At 46.3% G+C, this 24,379-nt stretch carries 14 protein-coding genes; 7 read left to right on the top strand and 7 right to left on the bottom strand.

Annotated features, from left to right (window positions below; genetic code table 11):
• Positions 1–33: 33 nt before the first annotated feature.
• Together DYADSP32_RS01480 and DYADSP32_RS01475 are read left to right on the top strand one after the other, a co-directional pair.
• Positions 34–6,753: an Ig-like domain-containing protein gene (locus tag DYADSP32_RS01480; RefSeq protein WP_149244353.1), complete on the top strand. Its 6,720-nt coding sequence runs from the start codon at positions 34–36 to the stop codon at positions 6,751–6,753.
• Positions 6,754–6,783: 30 nt separating this feature from the next.
• Complete coding sequence (locus DYADSP32_RS01475) at positions 6,784–7,617, top strand: T9SS type A sorting domain-containing protein (protein ID WP_149244354.1); 834 nt, start codon at positions 6,784–6,786, stop codon at positions 7,615–7,617.
• A 533-nt stretch (positions 7,618–8,150) separates the two neighbouring features.
• Here the strand turns inward: DYADSP32_RS01475 and DYADSP32_RS01470 are convergent.
• Positions 8,151–8,708, bottom strand: a complete 558-nt coding sequence (locus DYADSP32_RS01470; protein ID WP_149244355.1) for an antirestriction protein ArdA — start codon at positions 8,706–8,708, stop codon at positions 8,151–8,153.
• 237 nt (positions 8,709–8,945) lie between these two features.
• Here DYADSP32_RS01470 and DYADSP32_RS01465 point away from each other — a divergent pair, with 237 nt between their 5' ends.
• Positions 8,946–9,515 (top strand): AbiH family protein, encoded by a 570-nt coding sequence (locus DYADSP32_RS01465; protein ID WP_149244356.1) that lies wholly within the window; start codon positions 8,946–8,948, stop codon positions 9,513–9,515.
• Positions 9,516–9,880: 365 nt separating this feature from the next.
• On the opposite strand, the gene DYADSP32_RS01460 is transcribed toward DYADSP32_RS01465, so the two are convergent.
• The 4 genes from DYADSP32_RS01460 to DYADSP32_RS01445 all read right to left on the bottom strand — a co-directional run bounded on the left by DYADSP32_RS01460 (position 9,881) and on the right by DYADSP32_RS01445 (position 17,681).
• Positions 9,881–11,092, bottom strand: coding sequence for an efflux RND transporter periplasmic adaptor subunit (locus DYADSP32_RS01460; RefSeq protein WP_149244357.1), 1,212 nt, complete (start codon positions 11,090–11,092; stop codon positions 9,881–9,883).
• Between the two features lie 45 nt (positions 11,093–11,137).
• On the bottom strand, positions 11,138–15,526 hold the full coding sequence (locus DYADSP32_RS01455; RefSeq protein WP_149244358.1) for a CusA/CzcA family heavy metal efflux RND transporter: 4,389 nt from the start codon (positions 15,524–15,526) through the stop codon (positions 11,138–11,140).
• A gap of 86 nt (positions 15,527–15,612) precedes the next feature.
• Positions 15,613–15,933, bottom strand: a complete 321-nt coding sequence (locus tag DYADSP32_RS01450) for a DUF6660 family protein (protein WP_149244359.1) — start codon at positions 15,931–15,933, stop codon at positions 15,613–15,615.
• Between the two features lie 737 nt (positions 15,934–16,670).
• Entirely contained in the window at positions 16,671–17,681 is a 1,011-nt protein-coding gene (locus DYADSP32_RS01445; RefSeq protein ID WP_149244360.1) for a sialidase family protein, read from the bottom strand.
• 113 nt (positions 17,682–17,794) lie between these two features.
• Between DYADSP32_RS01445 and DYADSP32_RS01440 the strand changes: the two genes are divergently transcribed.
• The 3 genes from DYADSP32_RS01440 (at position 17,795) to DYADSP32_RS01430 (ending at position 20,874) form a co-directional block, all read left to right on the top strand.
• Complete coding sequence (locus DYADSP32_RS01440) at positions 17,795–18,937, top strand: winged helix-turn-helix domain-containing protein (protein WP_149244361.1); 1,143 nt, start codon at positions 17,795–17,797, stop codon at positions 18,935–18,937.
• Positions 18,938–19,226: 289 nt separating this feature from the next.
• On the top strand, positions 19,227–20,441 hold the full coding sequence (locus tag DYADSP32_RS01435) for a thioredoxin family protein (RefSeq protein ID WP_414617426.1): 1,215 nt from the start codon (positions 19,227–19,229) through the stop codon (positions 20,439–20,441).
• Positions 20,442–20,601: 160 nt separating this feature from the next.
• On the top strand, positions 20,602–20,874 hold the full coding sequence (locus tag DYADSP32_RS01430) for a hypothetical protein (RefSeq protein ID WP_149244363.1): 273 nt from the start codon (positions 20,602–20,604) through the stop codon (positions 20,872–20,874).
• Between the two features lie 33 nt (positions 20,875–20,907).
• Here DYADSP32_RS01430 and DYADSP32_RS01425 read toward each other — a convergent pair whose 3' ends face one another.
• Both DYADSP32_RS01425 and DYADSP32_RS01420 read right to left on the bottom strand, forming a co-directional pair.
• Positions 20,908–22,647, bottom strand: coding sequence for a serine hydrolase domain-containing protein (locus tag DYADSP32_RS01425; RefSeq protein ID WP_414617425.1), 1,740 nt, complete (start codon positions 22,645–22,647; stop codon positions 20,908–20,910).
• A gap of 447 nt (positions 22,648–23,094) precedes the next feature.
• A complete protein-coding gene (locus DYADSP32_RS01420) occupies positions 23,095–23,388 on the bottom strand; it encodes an alpha/beta fold hydrolase (RefSeq protein ID WP_414617424.1) in 294 nt (97 codons plus the stop codon).
• 110 nt (positions 23,389–23,498) lie between these two features.
• Here DYADSP32_RS01420 and DYADSP32_RS01415 point away from each other — a divergent pair, with 110 nt between their 5' ends.
• Positions 23,499–23,714, top strand: a complete 216-nt coding sequence (locus DYADSP32_RS01415; RefSeq protein ID WP_149244365.1) for a hypothetical protein — start codon at positions 23,499–23,501, stop codon at positions 23,712–23,714.
• Positions 23,715–24,379: the final 665 nt, after the last annotated feature.

The raw sequence follows: 24,379 nt of genomic DNA, 5'->3' as shown, positions 1-24,379 counted from the left end.
ATCTATAACTCGACATTCTCATACTCACCGCTTATGAAAAAACACTACACTAAGGCACTAGTCTGTTTTCTGCTATTTTTCACAATTGCTAATCAGCCAAGAGCACAAACTTCAATCCCGCTCAACACACCTGCCAAACAAGATTTTAATGCCATGGCAGCCGCCTTGACATTGCCTGCTAACTGGAAAATATCTGCGGCCGGTGCGGGTGCTACGACTACCTGGGCAACTGGTCTTTCCAGTGTTACCCAGGCTGCCAATACCGGCTCGCCGACAACTGGTGGTGCATACAATTGGGGCACGACTGCCGGTGCGGACAGAGCGGTCGGTTTTCTCACGTCTGGAAGCTATGCCAGCCCCAATGCAGTGATGGCCTATTTTCGTAATACGACCGGTGCCTTGGTTACTACACTAACCATTTCGTTCAATGTTGAGCGCTACCGGGTCAATACTTCTGAGGTTAGTCTAGGATTCTTCTCGTCTGTGGATGGAACCGCCTGGACAGCCCGAAACGCAGGGGATATTTCTGCGGGCATCTTTGCCGCAGGAGCCTCTTCCTATACATTTGACACACCCAATACCATTACCAGAACCGTAACACTGAGCGGATTAAACATTGCCAATAATGCCGATATTTATTTTCGCTGGTTGTTCACGGATGCGGTCGCAGCCAACGCGCAGGGAATTGGGCTAGATGATGTCACGATATATGCAGGTACCCCTACGCCTGTCGTGGCTGCAACACTCAAATACACGCTAAAAACCGATACCCCACCAACGAACCAGGCCAACTCAGGAGATGAGCTCACCTACCGGACAGCAATCAAAAACCTGGGCACCGGAGATGCTACGGGTGTAGTGCTTACTGAACCTGCGCCTACCAATACCACTTTCGTAGGCGGTTCGGTCAAAACTTCGACCATGGCAAGGGATGAAACATTTACAACTCCTTTCAATACGCAACTTTCCGGTGGCAATGTGATCACCAATGACTACGGCATTCCCACGCCGGCCGTAATATCCTTCGGTCCCACGGCTAACCCGGCTGCAACGCTGGCAGGCGGCTCCGGAAGCTCTAACAATGGAGGCGCAGTCGTGGTCAACGCCAATGGGACCTTCACTTATACGCCTGCCACCGATTTTTCAGGCCAGGATCAGTTTGGGTACATCGCTGGCAATGGTAACCTGCCAGATAATGATGCGGTGGTTTCGGTCACTGTTGGTTCGGCAGCTGTCGCAAATGCGGATTCGTATAATGTGGTTGGGAACGTTTCCATTTCACCCAATAGTGCAACCGGTATTTTATCCAATGATACAGGAGGCGGCCTGCTTGTTTCGGCTGTAAATGGCAACGCTGCCAATGTAGGTGCTGCTGTGGTAACAGGTGGCGGTGGTAACCTGACGGTAAATGCCAACGGAAGCTTCACATACGATCCTGCTCCTGGCTTCACCGGTAGCGATAGCTTCACTTATACAGCGGATAATGGCTTTTCCATGCCCACAGGTGCAACAACGGTCACATTGAACGTAGCCGGTGTGGTTTGGTTTGTCAACAACAATGCCGTTTCAAATGGAGATGGCAGGCTGAGCAGCCCGTTTAAACTGATTACCAATGTAACGGGCACGGCAGCAGGACAAACGATCTTTCTCTACGAAAGCGCTACGGCTTACTCGGGCAGTATTACGTTGCTCGCAACTCAAAAACTGATCGGCCAGGATGCTTCCCAGAGCCTGGAAACAATCACAGGTTTAACACCTAATGCAACATACAGTGCGCAGTTTCCGTCCATGAACAGCGGAAATGGCACGGTCGTTTCAATGACTGCGACCAACGCAAACATCATTACCCTCAACAGCGGAAATACCGTCAGAGGAATGACGGTAGGCAATGCAGGTACAGGTAAGAAAATTACAGGAAGCTCATTTGGAACCTTAACCCTTGGAAACGCCGCTACGCCGGATGTAATCCTGAACGGAACAGGCCAGGCATTGGATCTGCAGACCGGAACGCTTGCCGGGGGATTGACCAGCCTTGCTACCACCAGCAGTGCCACGCAAGGTGTATTGATCCAGTCGGTTGCCGGCACCTATAACTTTGGCCAGACCACAGTCAGCGGAAGCACTTCGCAAGGGATATTAATCTCTCTTTCTTCGTCGATCATTCCCACTTTCGGTGTGACGACCGTCAGCGCAGGAACGGACGGCGTTTCCATCCAAGGCAACACAGGTAATGTCACTTTCAGCTCACTGGGTATCACCACAACCAATGGCGTTGGTCTGTTGGGTACTAACAACACAGGGCAGATCATTGTCACAAATAATACTTCCGGCATCAGCGCTACAGGTGGCGCAGCCATCAGCCTTTCACAGGCATCGGGAATCTCAACGGTAAACCTGAATTTTTCCGGACTTACTTCTACGGGCGGAACAAATGGAGTTCTTCTAAATAACATCTCAGGAACAATAGCCGGTGGCACAGGCTCTTTGACGGCGAATGGCACTGCATTCAGCGTTGCAGGCGGTTCGGCCACCGTGACTTACGGCGGAACACTGACCCACAGCGCGCCAAGCACTTATCTGGCTGATATAAAAAACACGACGGGCGGCTCTATCACACTGAGCGGAAACCTTACGGCCGCCGGTAGTAGCCAGGGTATAAGTGTCAATGCTACCACAGCTACGGCGGTAACTTTCAGTGGGGCCAAATCGCTGACGACGGGTGCCAACACTGCGGTGACACTAAGCACGAATGGAACTTCCAACATTGCTTTTTCGGGTGGTGATCTTTCGATCACAACCACCAGTGGGACTGGTATGAACGTCTCAGGCGGGGCGGGGTCGGTTGAAGTGACCGGTTTTGGAAATACGATCCTTACGACGTCAGGAATGTGTCTAAATATCGCAAATACCAATGCGGGATCCAATGGGATTATCTTTTCGTTGTTGAGTACAACCACAGGCCAGTTGACCAGCATTACTACCAGCACGGGGCCCAAAACTTTTGGCATAGTAAGGCAAACCGGAGCGAACGGAAGTACAACGAATAACGCAATGACACTGGACAATGCTGGGACGGTGCAGCTTGCAGAGGCAGCGGTAAGCAACATCACCACGACCACAGGGACCGGTCTTCGAATCGCCAACGGCACGCAACTTAGCATTACCAATGACGGATTTAATATTAAAACCACCACGGGCATAGGCATTCATATTGCAGGGGCTACATTGGCTGCCGGGAATTCAGTACTTAGTGTAGTTACCACTGGCGGTACTGGCGTTCAAGCAACCGAAGGGGGAACCGCGGTGATCAGTGGAACCCAGAATACTGTCAGTACCCCGGGAGGTACTGCGATTAATGTAAATACGGGCACGGCAAACTTTGCATTTAGCAACGTAAGTGCTTCCGGAGGAACTGGCAGCGCCATGACCTACAACGCCGGCGATGGTACAACGACTATCGAAGGCGGAACCATAACTGGTAATGCATCGGCGGCTCCATTTTTTATCTCCGGAGGATCCGCGAATATCACCTACAAAGGTGATATTTCCCAAGCCGATAACGCCGAACTCCTTCGCATTCAGAGCGGGCATACGGGTGTTGTCACGTTCAACACCGGAACGCTTAGCGCATCAAACGGCACGGGTCTTCAATTTAATAATGCGGACGGAAACTATAATTTTAATGGAACCACTACATTGAATGGCGAATTCGGCGGTATAGCCATATTCAATGGCTCCAGCGGTACATTCACGTTTGGAACCGGCACTTCTATTATAAAGGCAAACGGTCAGGGGGGTACCGCATTTAGGTTAACGTCAAGTAATGCTATAGTGACTTATAACGGGAGTATGAATCTCGGACCTAATACCGGACAGCTTGTGAACATAGACGGGCATGCTGCCGGAAACATTACTTTTAACACAGGCGATCTCACAAAAGCTTCAAGTTTAACGTCGGGGGCTGGCATCAGCATAGTCGGAGTAACTGGTGGAACGGTTACTTTCAATAATCCTACTATTTCAATCGCTAAGTTAAACTCTGGACATGCCATTTTTCTTGGGAGTAACACAGGCGGCACGATCAATTTCACCCCTGCGGGTGGCGGAAGCGGTATCGACCTGTCTACCGTAATATCCGGTGACGGTATTAATGCTGTCAGCGGTGGAACGATTTCGATTACAGGAACCGGAAATACTATCGTATCGGGTGCAGGTACAGCATTGAATCTTACAAATACAACTATTGGAGCCAGTGGCCTTACTTTACAAAGCATTATTGCAACTGGAACTTATGGAATTAACTTAACAAATGTTACAGGCACGGGACCTATTACTATTAATGGTGGTACTATCGACGGTGGTGCCGCACCTGCATTTTATGTGAGCGGTGGATCGGGATCAGTTACTTATAGCGGTTCTGTTTCTCAGACAACAGCAGGTCAGCCATTGGTTAGTATTTCTGGTGGTAATACAGGCACGATCACTTTCAATACGGGAACGTTAAGCGCTACCAACGGCACCGGCCTCCAATTTGACAATGCCGATGGCACCTACAATTTCAATGGCACAACTACATTGAATGGTGGGGATGCCGCGGTAGATATCCTTAATGGATCAGCGGGGACATTTACATTCGGAACGACTACGGCCATCACCAGCCCGGCAGGCAATGCATTCAATGTAGATGGAACGCTTACTGGCAATACCTGTGCTATAACGTATAGCGGTAATGTTACCCAGGCAAATAATTTCGCCATGGTGAATGTGAAGGATCATAGTGTTGGAACCATCACTTTCCAGACCGGTACGCTGAGTGCAACAAACGGTTCGGGCTTGCAGTTCGACAATGCAGACGGGACCTATAATTTCAATGGCACGACGACCCTGAATGGAGGAGATGCTGGGATTGATATATTGAACGGATCAAACGGAACGTTCAGCTTTTCATCGAACACTTCAGTTACGAACCCGACTGGAATAGCCATTAACGTCAACACCAGCTCTGCTGGCAATATTACCTATTCCGGTACATTCAGCAAAAGCAGCACAGGCATTGGCATACAGGTAAATGCAAAAACTGGCGGAACGGTCGCATTTAATGGATCCGGCACCAAAACGTTGAGTACAACGACATCTGCTGCTGTTAGTTTAACAGGCAATACGGGAGGTACAATCAATTTCAGCGGAAATAACCTGGTGTTAACCACAACTTCCGGAACGGGCTTCAATGCTACGGGTGGGGGTACGATATCGGTTGCAGGAACGGGCAACACTATCAACAGCACTTCCGGTGCCACAGCCCTAAATGTTACTAATACTACAATAGGCGCAAATGGGCTGACATTTTTGAGCATTACCTCAACAGGAGGAACTGAGCCAGGAATTGTCCTTAATAGTAGTGGAGCAGGGGGATTAACGGTGACAGGCGATGGAGGAGGAAGCAATAACGGCTCAGGCGGATCAATTACCAATAAAACAGGCAGCTACATCGCGACCGGTGCTTTTGGAGCCGGCACAGGGAGCGGAACACCAGGCGTGCGGCTGATTAACGCCTCCAACGTCAGATTGAAATACATGAACATTACCGGAAATAATCATAGCGGCATTTTTGGCGGAAACCCGGGCTCTGGAGGAATCCAACCCTTCACTGCATCGTCCAACGGATTTCAGCTCGTACGTTGCAATATTACAGGAAATGGCAATGAAACGAATTCCAATCCGGATGAAACAGGGATTGACATGTATAATCTTTCGGGTACTGCAATTGGCGGAGCCAATCCAACCAGCATAGATAATTGTGTGATCAGTAACAACTGGGAATTTGAAGTACAAATAACGAATGCCGCCGGAACGCTCACCGATTTCCAGATCAACAACAGTACGATTTCCAGTAACGGATCAACCGGCGGACATGGAAACCTTGTAAACTTTCTGGCATTGGGAACTGCCACAATGACCATCACGGCAGTTGGCGGCTCGTATTCCGGCGCAGCTCCGAATACAGCGACCGCTATTCATGTAGACGCGTCGTCTGACGGATCGAATGTGACGGCTAACATTTCAGGTGCAACATTCACCAACAACAATGCAGCGACAAGTGTATCGACTTCATTAGGTGGGGTTGCTACGTTTAATATTGCAAATAATACAGCAACAGGTAACCGATCGCATGGCATGAATGTATTCGCATCTGCCAACGGCCCTTTTACGAGTTTGATAAGTGGTAAGTTCCTGAATAATACCATAGGCACATTAGGTGTTGTTAATTCCGGGTCGGAGGTAGGATCAGGAATTCGTATCCAGAATGAAGGTGCTGTACCAGTCAATATTCAAATCAGTGGCAATATCATTCAGGAAATAACCTCTTTCCAGGGAATTACGGTGAACGTCGGACTTACTGGGGTTGCAACCGGCGGTCAAAACACAAATTTAACCATCACAAATAACACGATCAGAAATATAAATGGCAGCAGAGCGATGGCTATACAGGATAATCAAACGACGCCGAATACCCCCGCACCTACCCTGTGCACGAATATATCTGGCAACGTTATGTCGAATGTTGTTGGGCAGGCTGGCGATGGTAGTTATATAAGATTACGCAGGCTTAATGGCACATTTAACGTTACCCAGGCAAGTTTGGCAGCTTTGGAAGCAGCTAATACGTGCGCAGGTGGTAGCTGCGCCGGCCTTGTTCCTGTAAGCGGCACTGTTAATTATAATCAAGCCGCGTGCACTTTGCCTAATAATTAATTGAGATTTAAACATTCTAAAAATATTAACATGAATTCTATAAAGCGAAATTCGCTCTTTGCGATTTGCATATTTTGGATGTTCAGTACGATGGCGATCGCCCAGGGTCCATTCAACGTAGGCACCATACATCCCGGTGACAGCATTGTAGTGTTCTACGACGTAACCATCAATAACCCGCTGGTTCCGGCCAATACAGCATCCATCAGTAATCAGGGAACGCTGAGCGGTAGTAATTTCTCCAACGTTCCAACCAACGATCCAACTACACCAGCTGCTGGTGATGCCACGATAACGCTGCTCAACGCACCGCTTCCGGTAGTATTCAGTGAATTTAAAGCGTACCAGAAAGAACATGCTGTGGCGTTAACCTGGAAGATCCTTACCGAGGACAACACCTTGAAATATGAAGTGGAAAAAAGTGCAGATGCAAGGGTTTTTGTAAAAATTGGTGAGGTATTAACAACTGGCGGCAGGAGCGTCATCAACTACGCCTTTACCGACGAAGCGCCTTTCTCTGGAAACAATTATTACCGATTGAAGGTGCTTGACCTGGACGCGACGTTCTCGTTTACTAGAATCGTAAAAGTTGCAATCGGCGAAGGAGCCAAAGCAAGCAACCTCTACCCTAATCCGGTCACTGGCAAGGTCGTAAATCTGGATTTACTTAATTTACTCAAAGGCCAATATGATGTAACACTGATCAATACGTCAGGCCAGATTATGTATACAAAAAAAATCGAACACGGCGGAGGCTCTGCCTCTCAGCTCATCACACTACCAGACAACCTTGTTGTTGGTGTTTATAGTGTTGAAATAAAGGGAACTAACATGAAAATTTATAAGAAGCTTATGATTGAGTAAGTTTCTTGAACGTCTCCGTTCGATCTAATATAGATAGCAGTTGATCTTGGGATTTCAGGGTCAACTGTTTTTTAGGGCAAAACACGACTTCCTGCAAATTTTTCCGAAGCTGCGTGGGAGAAAAATTTCCGGGTTTTGCTTTTCGAAACAGTTGATCCAAATATTACTGTAGCCTCTCCCACGGTTACTGATTTTCATTTCTATCTAACAAATTAAAAGATGAATTCCGACCTGAAAGAAATTGGCGATGTATGCCGGATGGACAAACCTTTCACCTTTCTTTTAGCCCGGTAGATATTTGCGACATCTGTAACGTTCACTAATGGTCTTCCATCGAAAGCGTTTCAAAGATGCTCGGGCATAGCAGTTTGAAAACCAACCAGATCTACGCAAAATTGTAGCCCGGAAGATTAGTGACGACATGAATTTATTAAAATCCAACTTTAGCTCTGCTGCCCAAAAGACAAATTGATTTTTTTGAAGGTGTATTAAAAAGGAGTCTAACATCCCAGTTGTGTTAGAACCCTTTGAGTTTATTGGTCCAGAAAGACTTGACCATCATACTCGGTGTAACCTTCCACGAAAAGGTACCTCCTGTAAGCTTCGTAGTCAAAATATCTTTCCAGCATTTCAGGTACGCCGGACAGCATTCCGGTATCTTCATTGTACCGATATGTAAACTCTATTTTGGCATCTTTCACAGCGCCTCCAAAGTACCCCTGATAGCATTCATTCAAGTTTTCAAGAAGTTCATCGAAATACATTCCGTTACCGGGCCAGGAGGTGATGTTATTACAATATAACTCAAACGCCTCTGCGCCATCGCTGCTCATTTCAGCAATCGCCTCAAAATATTTGTAGGTGTCTTCGTGCAGCCAGCTTTTCGAGATCAGAAAGTCCGGAACGAATTCCCAGTCTTGGAACATCAGTTCGGGTAAGAATTCATTCCGGTGATATTCATAGCAGGCTTTGTAGAATTCTTCGCGGTCAGAATAGTCGGTCAGATTGATCCACTCGCCGAACAGCGATCCATTGCTGTACATTCCATAAGTACCAACATAAATTTTCGGCGTGTTTTCAAGATTTTTCATTTTGAAAGGCTTTAAGATAGCTAAGCCCGGCGGGGCCGCCCCGCGTTGTGCTCAGGGCAATCGCCGCCTTCCACTCAATGAAAAAATGACGGGGTTCATCCTCCGGGGTGCAAGCCCATCCGGCTCTTTAAGGAGTGGCCAAAGCCCGGGGGCGCCTAGCCGGGGGCACCTAGCCGGGGGCACCTAGCCCGGGGGCGCCTAGCCGGGGGCGCCTAGCCATATTCAAAAAATAAATTCCTGAATTATGTGCTTGATAAACCACATTCAAACACCTGGGGTGGATTCGAAGACGATTATAAGAATCTCCTGATCAGTTTGATAAGAGGCAACGAGCAGAAACCCAATAACCTAATCCGTAACTATACTGTCGCGGAGCTAAATAAGGAGTTGGCGGAGATAGTTGCGTTATTTAACAAATACTTATTTGAAGAGATAAAGATACCAAACACATTTGACTCAAAAATTTTCAGCAAACTGTTCACGAAACCCATCAAAAAATGGAGAATGTCGGACACTGAGAGTTGGGTCTATGGACGACTGCCTGAAAAAGAAGAACTAACGGAGCCAGAGCTTAATCATATTCTTTTTCTTAGCTTCAATTATACCGATCCAATCCAACGATACCTGTTTAGTCCAGAGAATAGAGAACGAATGAAAAGGAAATTGGGGATATTTTTTGAAGATTCGCCTGTTCAAACATCATTAAGGTATATACATGGCCACCTTAGTGATACACCTGAATCAATCATATTTGGTCACGGTGACGAGTTGGATGAGAACCAGGCAATTCTCGAAAAAATGAAATAACAAAACCTAATTAAGCCCGTCAGACTCTTAATCAGGTTTTGTTTTAGGCTAAGAACAAGTTTACATGTCAACCTTGTACCGCACAAGGATATTTGTTATCAACAAACAAACAAACCCGTCTTCTACGAACCGTTTTGTATGGGTAAATCAAGGTGCAGAGAACCTTAAACGATCTGGAACATCTCAGCAATAGTAATAGCAGGGGTACAACTGACCATCGAACGAAATATGGTTGGCAAGAAACGTATTATTAAAAACTTTGCCGTCTGCACCAACCCCTACACCTGCTCATCGTGACAATGGGTGAGGATCAACGTATGGACCAGGCTAAGTGCGATACTGCCCAGGATGACCCGGTTTATAAGTTAATGCCCTGCTTTTTCCTCTGAATTTTTAAGTTTTGATAGCATGGCATAAGCACCCTTCAGGACAATCTTTGCATTTGGACCGTCAAACTCCTGCGGAAATTTGACTTGTGTGTACCCATTTTCTGATGCTCCTCTGATTACAGGGATCATCTCAAAAGCCATCCCCTCAGACTCTGCCCGCACAGATGTGCTGCCCGCATGGGCACCTTCAGGTCGCTGTATGAAGATATAGGACGCCCCGTCAAAATCAACTATAGCCGGGCCGGGCAGCGCGGTTACAGGATTTGCGCCGATCTCGATTACAGCCTTCACAAAGTTCTGTGGCAACAGCCCCCTGTCGTCTTTTTCAAGGTGGCAATGCACACGCACTGTCCGGTCTTCATTGATTTTCTGATTGATCAAATACACTTTGGCCAGAAATTCCTTGCCCGGGTTGTTACTGACTGTAAAGCGCACCAATTGGCCCAGCTTGATTTTGCGGATATCCTGCTCAAAAATAGAAAGCTCGACATGCAAGTGGTCAGTATCAACAATTTCAAACATCACATCGGTCGGGTTAACATATTTTCCAATATTCACATTGACCGTCGTCACAGACCCGCTGATGGGGGAACGTATCACGACGTTGTTGACAATGGTGCCCTTTTCTAAGGTATTCAGGTTTATACCGGCTGTAATAAGCCTTTCCCTTAACCCTGCCAACCGCGCTTTCTGGGTCTTTACTTCCGAGGTTGCTAGCTGCAATACTTTTTGGGCACTGATATTCTCCCTGCTCAATTCCAGCTGCCGACTGTACTCTTGCTGGGCATATTCCAGCTTAATTTCTGTTTCCAGGAAATCCTGCTGTATCTGGATAAAATCAGGGTTTTCGATTGTTGCCAGTACCTGCCCTTTCTTCACCTGCATACCCTGCAACAGTTCTGTTTTCCGGACAAACCCGCCCAATGGTGCTGATATGCTCACCAGGTTTTGGGGCGGGATATCAATCACTCCATTGGCAGTGACAACATCACTTAGATTACGGGTACTGATCTGACCCAATTCGACAGCAGCGGTTTCATATTGCGTTTTGGTCAGCTCAACCACATTACCTTCTTCTTCATGGTGCACCCCCTCCAGATGGGCTGGCTCCTGCTGCTTTTCTTCTTGCTTTTTGCCACAAGCCCAAGGGCCTGCCAGAAAAAACAAAACAACTATTATATTTCTCATTGGATACGGATCTTTAGTTAACAATGGATAATTTGAAGCGGATCATTACTGTTTGGCTAGCAAAAATTCAATTTCAATGACCGATTGGTTATAGCTGCCCAGCAGATCCAGGTATGTTGACCTGATATTTAAAGCCCTGGTCAGCGCCTGTGAAAATTCAACATAGCCAATCTCACCTGCTTCATAGGCCTTTGTGGCATTGCCTGCGATCACATCAGCCAAAACCAAGGTTTTTTGTTCATATATAACCAGGCTCTGAGTTGCACTCTGATAAGACTGCAAAGCTTGCTGCAAGCCACTTCCCACTTGCATCCGCGCAAGTTCCCATTGGTTCTGCGCAACTTTCTCATTGAGCTGTGATGCTTTTACGCGTGCCCTGGGTGCGCCGCTAAAAAGCGCGATGGTAAGTCCAAGCTGAAATCCCTGGAAACGCTTTCCGGCCCCATAAAAGACTTCGGTACCATTGATATTTTGCCCCCCAATCAAAGACTGATTGAAATAGCCGACGCTGAAATCAGGTAGCAGACTAGTGCGCTCAAAGGCTGTTGTCTGTTTTTCAATGGCAATCTGCTGGCGTAGATACTGTAAATATGGGTTTGAATTAATGTCGGCAGTATCGAGTGCAATGGCGCCAAGGAAACGCTTTTCCAGGGTATCACACTGGGCCTGTATTGGCTCTGCACTGTTGAGCAGCGTTTGCAGCTGTCTTTGCAGGATTAGCAAATTTCCACGGTTTTGAATGATCCGGGCCTGTATTACACCCTGCTCACTTTGGGCTACCGAATATTCAAGTTGTCCTGTTTCGCCGGTTTTGAATCGCAGGGCAGCTGCTTTGACAAACCGGTCGGCACGAAGGCCTTCCACCAATAACATCTGCTGTTGCTGTTTTAAAAGAACCTGCTGATAGTAATTGGCTTTAACCTGTCTGATCAGCTCGGCCTTTGTCACTTCCAGCCCTGCCTGGACGCCGGTAATCTGCGCAGACAACAGTTCCCGTCTTCTGGTGGCTACCTTTGGATGGGGCAAGGTTTGCGAAATATTGAACTGGTTATCGAACCGGCTACTGTTGTATTGACCACCCATCCAGGAAATATCCGCTTTTGCAATCTCAGCCGAAGTACCAAGCAGTGCACGCTGGTAATCAATCCGGTAAATACCCGCTTTTACTTCCAGGTTTTTGCCGGTGGCTTCACTAATGGCTGCTTCGAGCGAAATTTTCCGACCTACAGTTGCCGAATCCTGCGCCTGGACATTGGGGGCGGCAAAGGTACATGCGGCAAAAACAAGTAGAAGTGCCACGGCAGGTTTAAATGCAGCGCCACCATAACGCTTCTCGACAATCAGGTATAATAGCGGCAGCACCAAAAGCGTCAAAAGTGTTGCAGACACAAGCCCACCGATGACCACAGTTGCCAGTGGGCGCTGGACTTCCGCACCTGAGCTATTGGACAAGGCCATGGGCAAAAACCCAAGTGATGCCACAAGGGCTGTCATCAATACCGGGCGCAAGCGCGTCTCGGTACCCTCGAATATGACCTTTTTCAAATCGGTCATCCCCTCTTTACACAGCGAATTGAACTCTGCAATCAGCACGATACCATTTAAGACGGCCACACCAAAAAGTGCGATAAAACCAATCCCTGCAGAAATACTAAATGGCATTCCACGAAACCAAAGGGCAATGATACCACCGATCGCTGATAGCGGGATAGCCGTAAGGATCAATAGGCTTTGGCGCAGCGAGTTAAACGTGAAATAAAGCAGCACAAAAATAAGCAGCAGTGCAATCGGGACGGCGATGCTTAAACGGGTATTGGCCTCTTGCAGGTTTTGAAACTGGCCGCCATAGGTTGTATAGTATCCGGTTGGCAGCTTGACCTGGCTATTAATTTTGGTTTGGAGCTCATTAACAATGCTCTCCACGTCCCTCCCACGGACATTGAATGCCACTGTGATCCGGCGTTTTGCATCCTCCCTCTGTATCTGGTTAGCGCCTTTTTTCATCTCAACAGTAGCAATCTGGCCCAGCGGCACCTGCTCTCCATGCGATGTAGTCACAAACAACGCACGGACATCTTCAAGGGTCTGACGGTTCTGGCTTTTAAGCCTGACGACAAGGTCATACCTTTTTTCTCCTTCATAAACCACCCCCGCGCTGCTTCCTGCAAAGCCCATATTGATGGTGCGGTTTGCATCTTCAATGCTGATACCAAACTGCGACATACGTTCGCGGTCGAAGTTTACCACGATTTGGGGCAGGCCGCTCACTTCTTCGACATACAGGTCTTGGGCGCCTTCAACAGAAGCCACCAGTTTGCCGATCTTGTCTGCCTGCCGGGCCAACACCTCCAGGTCTTCCCCGAAAATCTTGATTGCAACATCCTGCTTAACCCCCGAGATCAGCTCATTGAACCGCATCTGGATGGGCTGTTGAAACCCAAAGGTCACGCCGGGGATGGTTTGGGTAAGCATGGCCTGCATTTTCTCTGCCAATTCTTCCCTTCCTTCCGCTTTTGTCCACATTGATTTATCCTTTAATATAACCATCACATCACCGGCTTCTACGGGCATGGGGTCTGTTGGTATTTCTGAAGAGCCGATTTTGCCCACAACTTCTATTACTTCATCTGGAAAATTCTTCCGCAGCACACCGGCCGCCTTTTGGACGGCATCCACCGATTCGGAAAGTGAGCTACCTGTCAGCACGCGCATTTCGATAGCGAAGTCACCTTCGTCAAGCTGCGGGATAAACTCGCCGCCCATATTCAGAAACATCCACAGGCTCAGGCCGAAAAGTGCCAAAGCAGTCACAACCACAACTATTTTTTGTCGTAGCGCAAAGCGCAGTGCAGGCAGGTACAGCCTGTGAAAAAAGGCAATGATCCGGTCTGAAATATTGGGCTTGTGCTCGTTTTTCTTACTTAAAAACAGGGCCGAAACCATCGGCACATAAGTCAGCGAAAGGATGAAAGCTCCCAGAATGGCAAAGCTTACCGTTTGGGCCATAGGCCGAAACATCTTTCCTTCAATGCCCACCAGAGCCAGGATCGGCAGGTATACGATCAGGATAATGATCTCGCCAAAGGCTGCTGAATTCCGGATCTTGGAGGCCGACTCGTAGACTTCATTATCCATTTCCTGCTGAGAAAGCCGGTGGATATATTTCTTGCTCATAATATGGTGCAGCGTGGCTTCAACAATGATAACAGCACCATCCACAATCAGGCCAAAGTCAATCGCCCCCAAGCTCATCAGGTTACCTGATACACCAAACAGGTTCATCATACTGACTGCGAAGAGCATTGCCAGTGGGATCACCGAAGCAACCACAAGCCCGGCCCGCAGGTTACCCAGTAACAGGATCAATACAAAGATGACAATTAGCGCTCCTTCGATCAGGTTTTTGGAAACTGTGCCAATTGCATTATTGACCAGCTTGGTGCGGTCCAGGAACGGCTCGATCACCACACCTTCTGGGAGTGTTTTACTTATCTGCTGGATCCTTTCCTTTACATTACCGATGACCATTGCAGCATTAGCGCCTTTCAGCATCAATACCAGCCCGCCTACTACTTCGCCTTCATCATTGCGCGTCATCGCCCCGTACCTTACAGCTGTACCGTACTGCACCGTCGCAATATCTCGGATCAGTACGGGCAAACCGTTCGACGTTTCTTTGACCTGTATGCTTTCTATATCTTTCAGGTTTGTAATCAGCCCTTCACTTCTGATAAAGTAGGCATTGGGCTTTTTATCAATGTAAGCCCCACCCGTATTTTGATTGTTTCTCTCAAGCGCAGAGAATATCTCGGTCATCGAGATCTGGGCACTTCTTAATTTGAAAGGGTCAACCGCTATTTCGTACTGCTTCAAAAATCCACCAAAGCTGCTTACGTCGGCAATGCCTTCTGTGCCTAAAAGCTGTCTTCTGACAATCCAGTCCTGGATGCTTCGGAGCTCCATGGGCGGGTACTTGTTCTCATACCTCTTTTTGGTATGCAGCACATACTGGTATATTTCGCCCAGCCCGGTGGTTACTGGTGCAAGCTCAGGAGATCCAGCACCAGCCGGTATCTGTTCTACGGCACTTTGCAGACGCTCGGAAACCTGCTGGCGGGCCCAGTAAATATCAATGTTGTCTTTGAAAACGATTGTAACTACCGATAGCCCAAACCTTGAAATGGAGCGGATCTCCTCTGTGCTTGGGATGGTCGCCATAGCTGTTTCAACCGGGAATGTAACCAGGCGCTCCACCTCCTGAGCTGCCAGTGAAGGGCTGCTTGTAATGATTTGTACCTGGTTATTAGTGATGTCCGGCACAGCATCAATGGGTAGCTGTGTCAGCGAATATCCGCCCCAGACTACAAGTGCCAGGGTGAATATTCCTATAACGAGCTTATTGTAAATTGAAAAATGAATGACTTTATCTAACATCTGTACTTAGAATTTGTGTAGAATGAGCCTATAACCGGGACTTATTAAGTCACAGCGACAAGCAAACCATAAAAGAATGGATTACACTAAATTCTGGGAGGTTGCCAGATAGTTGCCAGATCTCCACTTTTGCTACCAGCCGTATAAGCGAAGGCATCATCGTTAAAAAATGGCAGTGAATCTGCATCAGGTAAAGAAGCAACTGGCTGTTGAAGCGTTATTCCTGCGCAGCAGGCACATATACAAAATGGGGAGCATAGGTCAACGTTGCCCTGATCCTGGTGATCAGAACTGGCATCACTGATGGCCAGGCTACCATTATATGAGACACAGAAAGGCTCATCCTGGCAGGGAATGCAGGATAGTACCACCGTGTAAAAAGCTAATAAATAAAGAGCTAATCTCATAATACTGCAAAAGTAACTCAATAAAACATGCAACAGGTAGGCAGAAACAAATAAGATCTCGGCCATATTTGCAGGCCTGATGTGCAACCACTCCAGTAGATTGAATAACTCAACTTCAGTGACAGATGAAAAGTAAGAATGTCTCCACAAACTTCTCCAATAGCGCTAAGCCAGCAAAGTCATCTTAACGCGCATTCCTGAGATGTTTGGAAGAAGACCGTCTCTTTAACCAGTATGATGGAAAATTGCCTTAATCACTGCCAGGCAGCCCGGCAACCCGGGATTTTAATTCAGAAATAATGCTGATTATAAGGCAGTTAATGGATGAAAATGATTCCACCGGGCTTACTTAAAGGGCATCAAAGGGCGCATTTTTTTCAAACCTGTCTAGCGCATCACTTTTCATGTATGGGCCGGGCGGCGGTGCCGTGCCAATTCCAGCGAGATCACTAACTTGTCGGCCAGAGAAGTTAGTATCTACATCAATTTCTAGTGCTATCAATAAGCTGCTGCAGTGAACCAGTGATTCGATCTCTTTGAATGTCTAATTTATTGTTAAAAGCCAGACTAAAACTGAGGATATGTTTTCTACTGAACACCATCCTATTTTTGTTTAGAGAAATTTGAGCGCAAATACGCTGGGTCCATGTCACGGCACCTGGGCTCAGAGATATGAACCGATTTGCAATATTCTATGGCCGAACACTTGGCAAGGAACAAGAAGTTAGCCTGAATTTTCAACATCCTCCATTTCTTGGCATGGCATAGATAACTTTGCCAGAAACAGATAAGTTGAAGACTTTATCTTGTATAGCAGGAAGTAAAAGTTGCCATGTCTTTCCCTTGTTCGAAGATCTGTAAATGCCTGCAGGGTGACCACAGAACATGTATTTCCCAACTTCCGTAATTGAAGCAATATAGAGGCTTGCCGGAAGGTCAGCATCGATTGGCTGCCACGTTTTACCGCCATCGTAAGATGTCCGTACTCTCCTTGTCTCCGTCTCTGTATTGCAAGTGATAGCGGCAAATCCACCTTGAATGCGTTCTATTGCAATACCCACACCACCCTCACTAATTACATTAACCCAGCTTTTACCATTATCTGTCGACCGAATTATTCCGCTTTGGCTGGTCGCTATCAGCACTCCATCTGACTCTACCAATTTCATTACCCAGCCTCCGTCGTAGACTCGCTCCCAACTTTTTCCACGGTCATCAGATCTATAAAGCCCCCAATCGCAACCGATAAAGACGGTGTCTCCGCTTTCAAAAACGGTCCGAACGCTTTTACCTTGAAAACCCTCATATATCGGTAGCCATAACCCCGTTTCATTTATTTTTTGTAAAAACCGGCCACCGTAATTGAATGCAAGCATTCCGGTCTTACCAGCGACAATGCCGCTATGTTCGTCAGGGAAAATCTCTTTTTTCCAAAAAGGAGCCATGGAATTTAGGCTACTTTGATATATCTCATTTCCAGCACGCAGATAAATTCTATTATTATTTGCAAGAAAACCATCTCTCGGGATACCGTCTTCCGGCAAATTTTCAGGCAACCCTTCGCTAATGTCCTGCCATGTCTGTCCTCCATCCAGGGATCTAAAAATGATGTTTGCAACTCCGGGCTTATCTCTTTTTTGTTTTTGCTTTGTATCCGGGAGTGAGGATGACTGTGGAAATTCTAAAGCCTGTTCAAAGACAAATGAGAATTGAAAAAGGAGCAAACAAGCAAGGTTACAGATTTTCATGACTAGAATTGGTTTGGTGAAATAATAGTGTAAAATTGTTTTTAATTTCACATATCCAAATGTAGGCGATGGCGTTGCCGCTCTTTGTAAATCAATTGTAAAAAGAAATGTAAATGCGTGTAAATTCTGCTTTTACTGGCTTTTTTACCAACCGGTTGTTGGTGGGATCCGGCACTGCCACGGCGATGCTTGCTATTTTTTTTATCGCCTCGTCTTTCACAGAAAATTCCGGCCGAGATCGACGGACGAAGCAATTGAACCTGATAATTCGTCAAACTGGTCATCGGCTGCTGTTGCAGGCAGGAGACTCAACCTCACGGGTATTACCGGTTACGGAGATTAAAGAAGGCACGTTTCTGCTCAGGTTCGAAAATAAATTCGTTTTTAACCATGACTCGCTCATGGTGCTGACACAGAGCTTACTTCCCAAAGCACAGTTCCCTTCTGGTTACACCGTTACAGTACACGATTGCGTGAAAGGCGGCATCGTCTATGGTTTCCAGGTAAATAATAACTCGCCAGATATACTGGCTTGCAGTGGCAGAAGTCAGCCCTGGGGATGTTATACCATTGAATTTGCCTTTCCGGATTCTTATGAGGAAGCAAAACAGAACAAAACGGATGTAGGCCAGCCTACTGAATTGCTTAAAGTTGATCCTCAGGAAGTCAATCTAAAACTTGAAAAGTCAAAAACGACAACATTCGCCTTTGACATCGACCAGCGGACAGAACAACTCAAATCAATTAAAACGGATCCTCAGGACGCCAACCCAAATCCTGAGGAATCCAAATCGACGACTTCTGACGATCCGTTCACCCATGTGGTTTATGGCAGTATTCTTGTATTGATCGGTGTTGCCTTGTTGATTTGGCGTTTTTGGAAAAATATAAAACCGGTGTCCGGGAAAAATCAAAACTACGCTATTACAAAAGAGCCCGTTCCGGATTTGGCTGTGCTCGGAAGTTTTCTATTTAACGCGAAAGCGCAGTGCCTGCTTTTGGGAAGTGAGGTGATTAGTCTCACAGACAAAGAATGCAAGGTTCTGGAATTGCTCCACAAAAATTTTGGGAAACTGATCCCCCGCGAAACGCTGCTGCAGCAAGTATGGATCAATGAAGGGGTCTTCACCGGTCGCAGCCTGGACATGTTTGTGTCGAAACTCCGAAAGAAATTAAGTCATGACCCTGAGCTGAGAATCACTAATGTTCATGGGAAAGGGTATAAACTGGAGATACCAGAAAGACAGATTGTTTAAAATCAAATGCCTTATACTCTAAACTGTTTTCAGGGTATCCAGAAATTTCAGAAATAGTACCTGGGTTTCGCGTGAAAGGTCTGTCACCCATTGTATCAGTCCTTTTTTGTCCAAATCTCATAAATTAAGGTTACACTGTTGGTTTTGCTGATTATCCTTTCAAGCTAACACAACTGATTTCTAAAAAAAGACTATTTTTACGGTGTTTTACATTTCGTCAAATCATCAAGCCTTCTTTATGCCTGTTGCACGTTACCCTCATCTTCTTGGGTTTTGCTTTTTTATTTTTTTGTTCCAAAATCACCACGTTCATGCCCAGGTTACCAAACTTAAATCCGGTATCCGTTTTGAGGCTGGCGATTTTAAGGCGGTACTTGCCAAAGCCAGGAATGTCAATAAACCTGTATTTGTGGAGGTGTATCTGACGGGTTGTCCCCATTGTGATGCACTAGCTCCTGTTTTGGAAGAAAAGGCTGTTGGAGATTTTTATAATGCCAATTTTATCAGCTGGAAAACCGAGGCCAATTCAAAAGAGTCGGCTGCCTTTCAAAAAGATAAAGGGGTGACCTACCCTGAGTTTCCGCTGTTCTTCTTTTTTGATGCCAATGGTGATCTGATCCACACGTCTAACCCTGCCGAACACACCAGCCGTCAGGAGTTCATTCAGGAAGTAATCACACATGGTAAAACAGCCCTGAGCCCGTTGCAACGGACGGGAAGTTACCCTGCAAGGTTTGCTTCCGGAGACAGGAATCTGATGTTTTTGATCGGGTATGGCAAATACAGCAAAGCGGTAAAGGATCAGCAAAAGCTGACCGAAATCAATAGTGAACTGGGAAAGATTCTTGTGCAACCTGAGGACATCACCGGCCAGGCTGGCTTTTTTGTGCTATCCCGATTGATGAACGACTACCGCAATCCGTTAGCCCAATATTTCTTTGGGCATTTGGATGAATTTAAATCAAAACATGCAGCCAAAGATGTTCAGGGCGCAGGCGAGGCCATTCTGTACCACACATTGTACGGCCCGGCAGGCGACAGCTTTTCTGTTGATGACATTGAAAAAATGCGCATGGACATGGGCAGACTTGGCATCTCCCCCGCTGACGCCTCGGCCAGGCTTCTGATTAAGGAACTGGACGCTTACCTGAGGGCTAAAAATACACCCGGTGCTGTGAACCGATTTAACGAATACCGCAAACAGGTTCCTAATCTCGCACTTGCCGACTATGCTTATCTGATGAAATACTTCAACGAAAAAGCGCCGGATCAATCCTATCTCGCGGAAATGCCGGTTTGGGCAGCGGCTGGGTTGAAAGCAGCCAAAAAGGAGGAGCAAAACAGTAAAATCATGGCAGGGCTATATCTGGAGTTATCAGAAGCTTACCACAAGATGGGACACAAGGACGAGGCAAAAAAATATGCAGGCCAATGCCTGCAAACGGCCAAAGCCGCAAAGGAAGATTTGACCAAATACAACCAGCAGGTGGCGAGGGTGCAGTAATTATCAATCCAGATGCCCCCACGCTACCGTAGCTATCATTCCCAGTTCAAGATCCAGTAAAGAGGGGGCAGGGCGGTGAGGTGTTTGCTCACCGACGATGGAGTTGTAAACAAAGGTGAGCTCATCAGGTGGCTGGCTTCCTCAGCCACACTATGGACGAATGGAGACCAGAAAAGGCAATATTTGGCTCAACAGTTTCAATGGCTTTAAAGGAGGCCGTATACCCGGTGGCCTCTGGCGCTTTTTCCAGCCAAAATGCATTTTAAGGGCGGAATGGAATATCAAAGCGGGCAGAAATGGCACCATTTTGATTGGTGATCCGAACAACGCTGTTATCTTTTGGTACGTTTGTTTGGTTTTGTCCACAGGAAGTGCAAAAAACAAACATCAGGAAGAAAGCATATATGGGTATATATTTCATAATTTCTTTTAATTGCCAACCTACATCATTCGAATCAAATAGCTATTATCTATCAACGAGATCGCAATCCGTAACCAAGCCGTCGGAGGTAAGATGGACGAGTATATAGGTGTCCGGCTGATTGGACTTCAATTGGTAAGTTAATATTTCGCTTACGTCGCTTTCATGGCGTTTAATTCCCCGGCCGGCGACGTTTTCTGAATGAATAAAAGTTAATGATTTCAAAGTTTCCGGCTCTCGTATTCCTCTTGCAAAATCGCGTTTGGCTCCCAAAGTGAGGCCTGATGCGTCTTCTAATAGTTTACCACCTTTTAGCATAGCCTGCAAAGCCGCCATGATTTTGGCTGTGCGTGACGGATCAGGATCGGCGTTGGTTTTATGGGCATCGGCAAGAGGACCAATACGTGGAACCTTTCGTTCATACCTTTGATCATCGTCTTGAAGCGTGAAGCCAGTCACATTTCCATTAGCATCGGGATTGAAGATCACAGAAACGTTCCGGTCAGTCGATGTCAACGTATTACTAGCGACGGGCACAAATTCTTCATCAACAAAACCATCTTCTATGGTAAAAAGGCGCTGATTTTCAGCCTCAAAAGTGACAATTCGATTATTAAATAATTCATATCGACCTTCGAAAGCCGTTAAAGTGCGGGAATCCACATCTACCGCGGCCGGTTTAGTCTTTACAGGAAATCCATCCCAATGGTAATAGCCAGCGATAAAATCAACAATCCTGCCCATCATAAGCGAGTTATCATTCGCGTTGATCATGATCACAATGCCGTGCCCTTTGTCCACACTAGCGGTCAGTAACGCATCAAAACCCTCGTCGCGCCCATTGTGGCCGAAGCGGAGCATAGTACTATCACCCTGCAAAAAAACACCAAGTCCATCCCTGTTTTTCTGATCTGTCAACATTTGGCGGGTCATGGACTGGGATATTACACTTCCTGATTTTCCAGCATAAGCATTCTGAATACCAATCGCGAATCGAGCCAAATCGGACGGCGTAGTCCACAATCCCGCTGCTGCCATCTCAGGATAAATGTGCCAGCGACCTTCCACTACACTTCGATTGTTGAAGTGACCGGTGGCCGTCAATTTTGCCAGTTCTGGAGATAAAGGTTGTTGGTAGGTACTATTTTTCATACCCAGTGGCGAAAGCACATGATTTTTCATGAATTCCGGAAAAGCAACTCCAGTCACATCCACCATCAGTTGTTGCATGACGGTGTAACCGCCACCTGAGTACCTCCAACGGGAGCCTGGAACAAAGTCTACGCGAACCGGCGGTGTATTGGCTGGGGCTTTCCCATCCAGAATCTGAACGACCGAAGGGATCTCCGCGCCCACAGCGTATCCCGGGAACCCGTGCACGGTAAGACCGGTAGTATGACTGAGTATTCCGCGTAGCGTAACCTTTTTGTCATTTGTGAATTCATTGTCAGGCACTTTCCAAGTTTTAAGTTTTACGTTAACATTCTCATCCAAAACAAGTTTGTTATGCTCAACAAGATACAGAGCGCCCACAGCCGCAACCGATTTACTCACCGAGCCTGCCTGAAACAAGGTGTTAGTCGTGACAGGCAACTTTCCATCCTTATCAATAAATCCATATGACTGAGCCTTCAGGATTTTTCCGTCCTGAATTATAGCCAGGGACAAACCGGGAATGCCCCGCTTCTGCATTTGGCTCCGGATAAAATCGTCCAAATCATCCGCTTGGACATGAGATACAAACAATAGAAAGAAAAGAATCAGAAATAGTTGCTGGTTTTTCATGGATGGTTTGGCGGGAATGGTCATTTATCTCAAATGTTAAATTAAAAATTGTCACGGAAGCGGCCGCCGCAGAAAGCATCGGCCGACCGAAAGGGTCTAGCGTATCCAAATTGGAGCAGAATATACGAACCCAGTTCTTTTATTTCCTTTTTTACTTTCCCGGATTTCAACCACCGCGGAGGCAGCCACTACGGAGGCCTCCACTGCGGTGGCCACAAAGATAAAAGTTGTTATCCCGGCGTCTGTTAAGGCCCGGTAAAAGAAAGTTAACGAAATGTAAAAATTGCCGCCTCGGCGGCCCGATTTTACGGACTGATATCGATTTTAGCCCGTAGGAAGTTGGGTATACTAAAAAAAATGTTTCCGATACAGTTGTGTTACACAGACGCTCGCAAGTGTCTGTGTATAGCTCGCCTACCGGTTCAGACTCGTCGCAATTTCTAGACGTTATTTGATAGTGCTTTTTTCACTCAGAAATTCGATCGCTATACGGCATAGCACTTCCCGTTTTTGGTCAGGCATTTCGTGTCCCACATTTGGATAAATACATAATTGTCCATGACGGAGAGCCTCATACATCGATATTGTGTGATTCAGTTTAATCATATCCCTGTCACCACGTATTAATAACACCGGCACATCAATGCTGGCGATTTTATCCTCTGGAATTTTGATCTCCCGCCTCCACATTTTTTGATTTTCCTCCCAAAATTCGATCCATTTTTCAGGCTCAGGATTCATTCGTTGATAGTTATCTAACCAGTCTTTATCCTCTTTTACAGCTTCAACGTGTAACTAAATCTAGTCTGTGAGAAGTTTATTTTCTTGTAGTATCCTGCTTAATTTCCTGCATGGACATTGCTTCCGCAAATGCGCAGGTTTTTCGAAGATTCTCGGGCAAAGATGGAGCACCTGTTACAACGATTAACGATATTAGCCAGTACAGGTACGGAATGATGTGGTTTGCAACCACCAGTGGGCTTATCAGTTTCGACTCGCGTGTTTTCAAAAAATACGCGCATGACCCCAAAAAACCCAATACAGTTCATTCTGATTACATCGAATGAGTTCTGGGCGCCAAACAAGGGAATCTCCGAGTGGCAACACTTCAGGATATATTAATCCGCCACAATAGATGAAAACTTTCTTCCATTATTCATTTATCCGCCTCTTGATTGATTATTATTCAGGAAATACGGTAATTAAAAAACAAAAAACTACGGAATAATAAAATATTTAAAATGCCAAAATTGGCATTTTATTTAAATCCAGACAAATCAATTAATAGCATTTCATTGTCAGTAGTTTGCTACTGTTATCTCTTATCAAGTAACTCACTTTGTAGCATTAGTACTATTTATTCAAAACTAATGCTATCAAAAATAGCGTCAAAAATCGTCATAATTCTACCATTTACTGACGCTAATCCTACACCTTACAATTACCGGATATTATACATTTGCCATAGGTCAAATCACCCAAAATACTTTGCCTTTATATGGTTTCGCACACCAAAGAAAGCAGATCGCTGTCATTTTTCTGATCTGATCAAATGTGATGAGATAATATGGTAGTAAGTATCGGAGATATAGCCTGGTGACCATTAACAATGAACACCCCACTACATGAAACTATAAAGTTACAAGTAAAACAGTATGTAAACATAATCCCGCGCCCCATGTAAAAACACCAGAAACCTCCTTAGAAACCTCCTCGTAGCGACGAGTTTTCA

This window comes from Dyadobacter sp. 32 (assembly GCF_902506755.1).
GTDB lineage: Bacteria > Bacteroidota > Bacteroidia > Cytophagales > Spirosomataceae > Dyadobacter.
Note: the sequence above shows the minus strand (reverse complement) of the source record. Positions and strands in the feature narration are given on the sequence as shown.

Excerpts from the sequence above, each read along its gene's own strand:
- DYADSP32_RS01480 (WP_149244353.1), top strand. The coding sequence starts at position 34 with ATGAAAAAACACTACACTAAGGCACTAGTCTGTTTTCTGCTATTTTTC.
- DYADSP32_RS01475 (WP_149244354.1), top strand. The coding sequence starts at position 6,784 with ATGAATTCTATAAAGCGAAATTCGCTCTTTGCGATTTGCATATTTTGG.
- DYADSP32_RS01470 (WP_149244355.1), bottom strand. The coding sequence starts at position 8,708 with ATGAAAAATCTTGAAAACACGCCGAAAATTTATGTTGGTACTTATGGA.
- DYADSP32_RS01460 (WP_149244357.1), bottom strand. The coding sequence starts at position 11,092 with ATGAGAAATATAATAGTTGTTTTGTTTTTTCTGGCAGGCCCTTGGGCT.
- DYADSP32_RS01455 (WP_149244358.1), bottom strand. The coding sequence starts at position 15,526 with ATGTTAGATAAAGTCATTCATTTTTCAATTTACAATAAGCTCGTTATA.
- DYADSP32_RS01450 (WP_149244359.1), bottom strand. The coding sequence starts at position 15,933 with ATGAGATTAGCTCTTTATTTATTAGCTTTTTACACGGTGGTACTATCC.
- DYADSP32_RS01445 (WP_149244360.1), bottom strand. The coding sequence starts at position 17,681 with ATGAAAATCTGTAACCTTGCTTGTTTGCTCCTTTTTCAATTCTCATTT.
- DYADSP32_RS01440 (WP_149244361.1), top strand. The coding sequence starts at position 17,795 with ATGCGTGTAAATTCTGCTTTTACTGGCTTTTTTACCAACCGGTTGTTG.
- DYADSP32_RS01430 (WP_149244363.1), top strand. The coding sequence starts at position 20,602 with ATGGAGACCAGAAAAGGCAATATTTGGCTCAACAGTTTCAATGGCTTT.
- DYADSP32_RS01425 (WP_414617425.1), bottom strand. The coding sequence starts at position 22,647 with ATGAAAAACCAGCAACTATTTCTGATTCTTTTCTTTCTATTGTTTGTA.
- DYADSP32_RS01420 (WP_414617424.1), bottom strand. The coding sequence starts at position 23,388 with ATGAATCCTGAGCCTGAAAAATGGATCGAATTTTGGGAGGAAAATCAA.
- DYADSP32_RS01415 (WP_149244365.1), top strand. The coding sequence starts at position 23,499 with ATGGACATTGCTTCCGCAAATGCGCAGGTTTTTCGAAGATTCTCGGGC.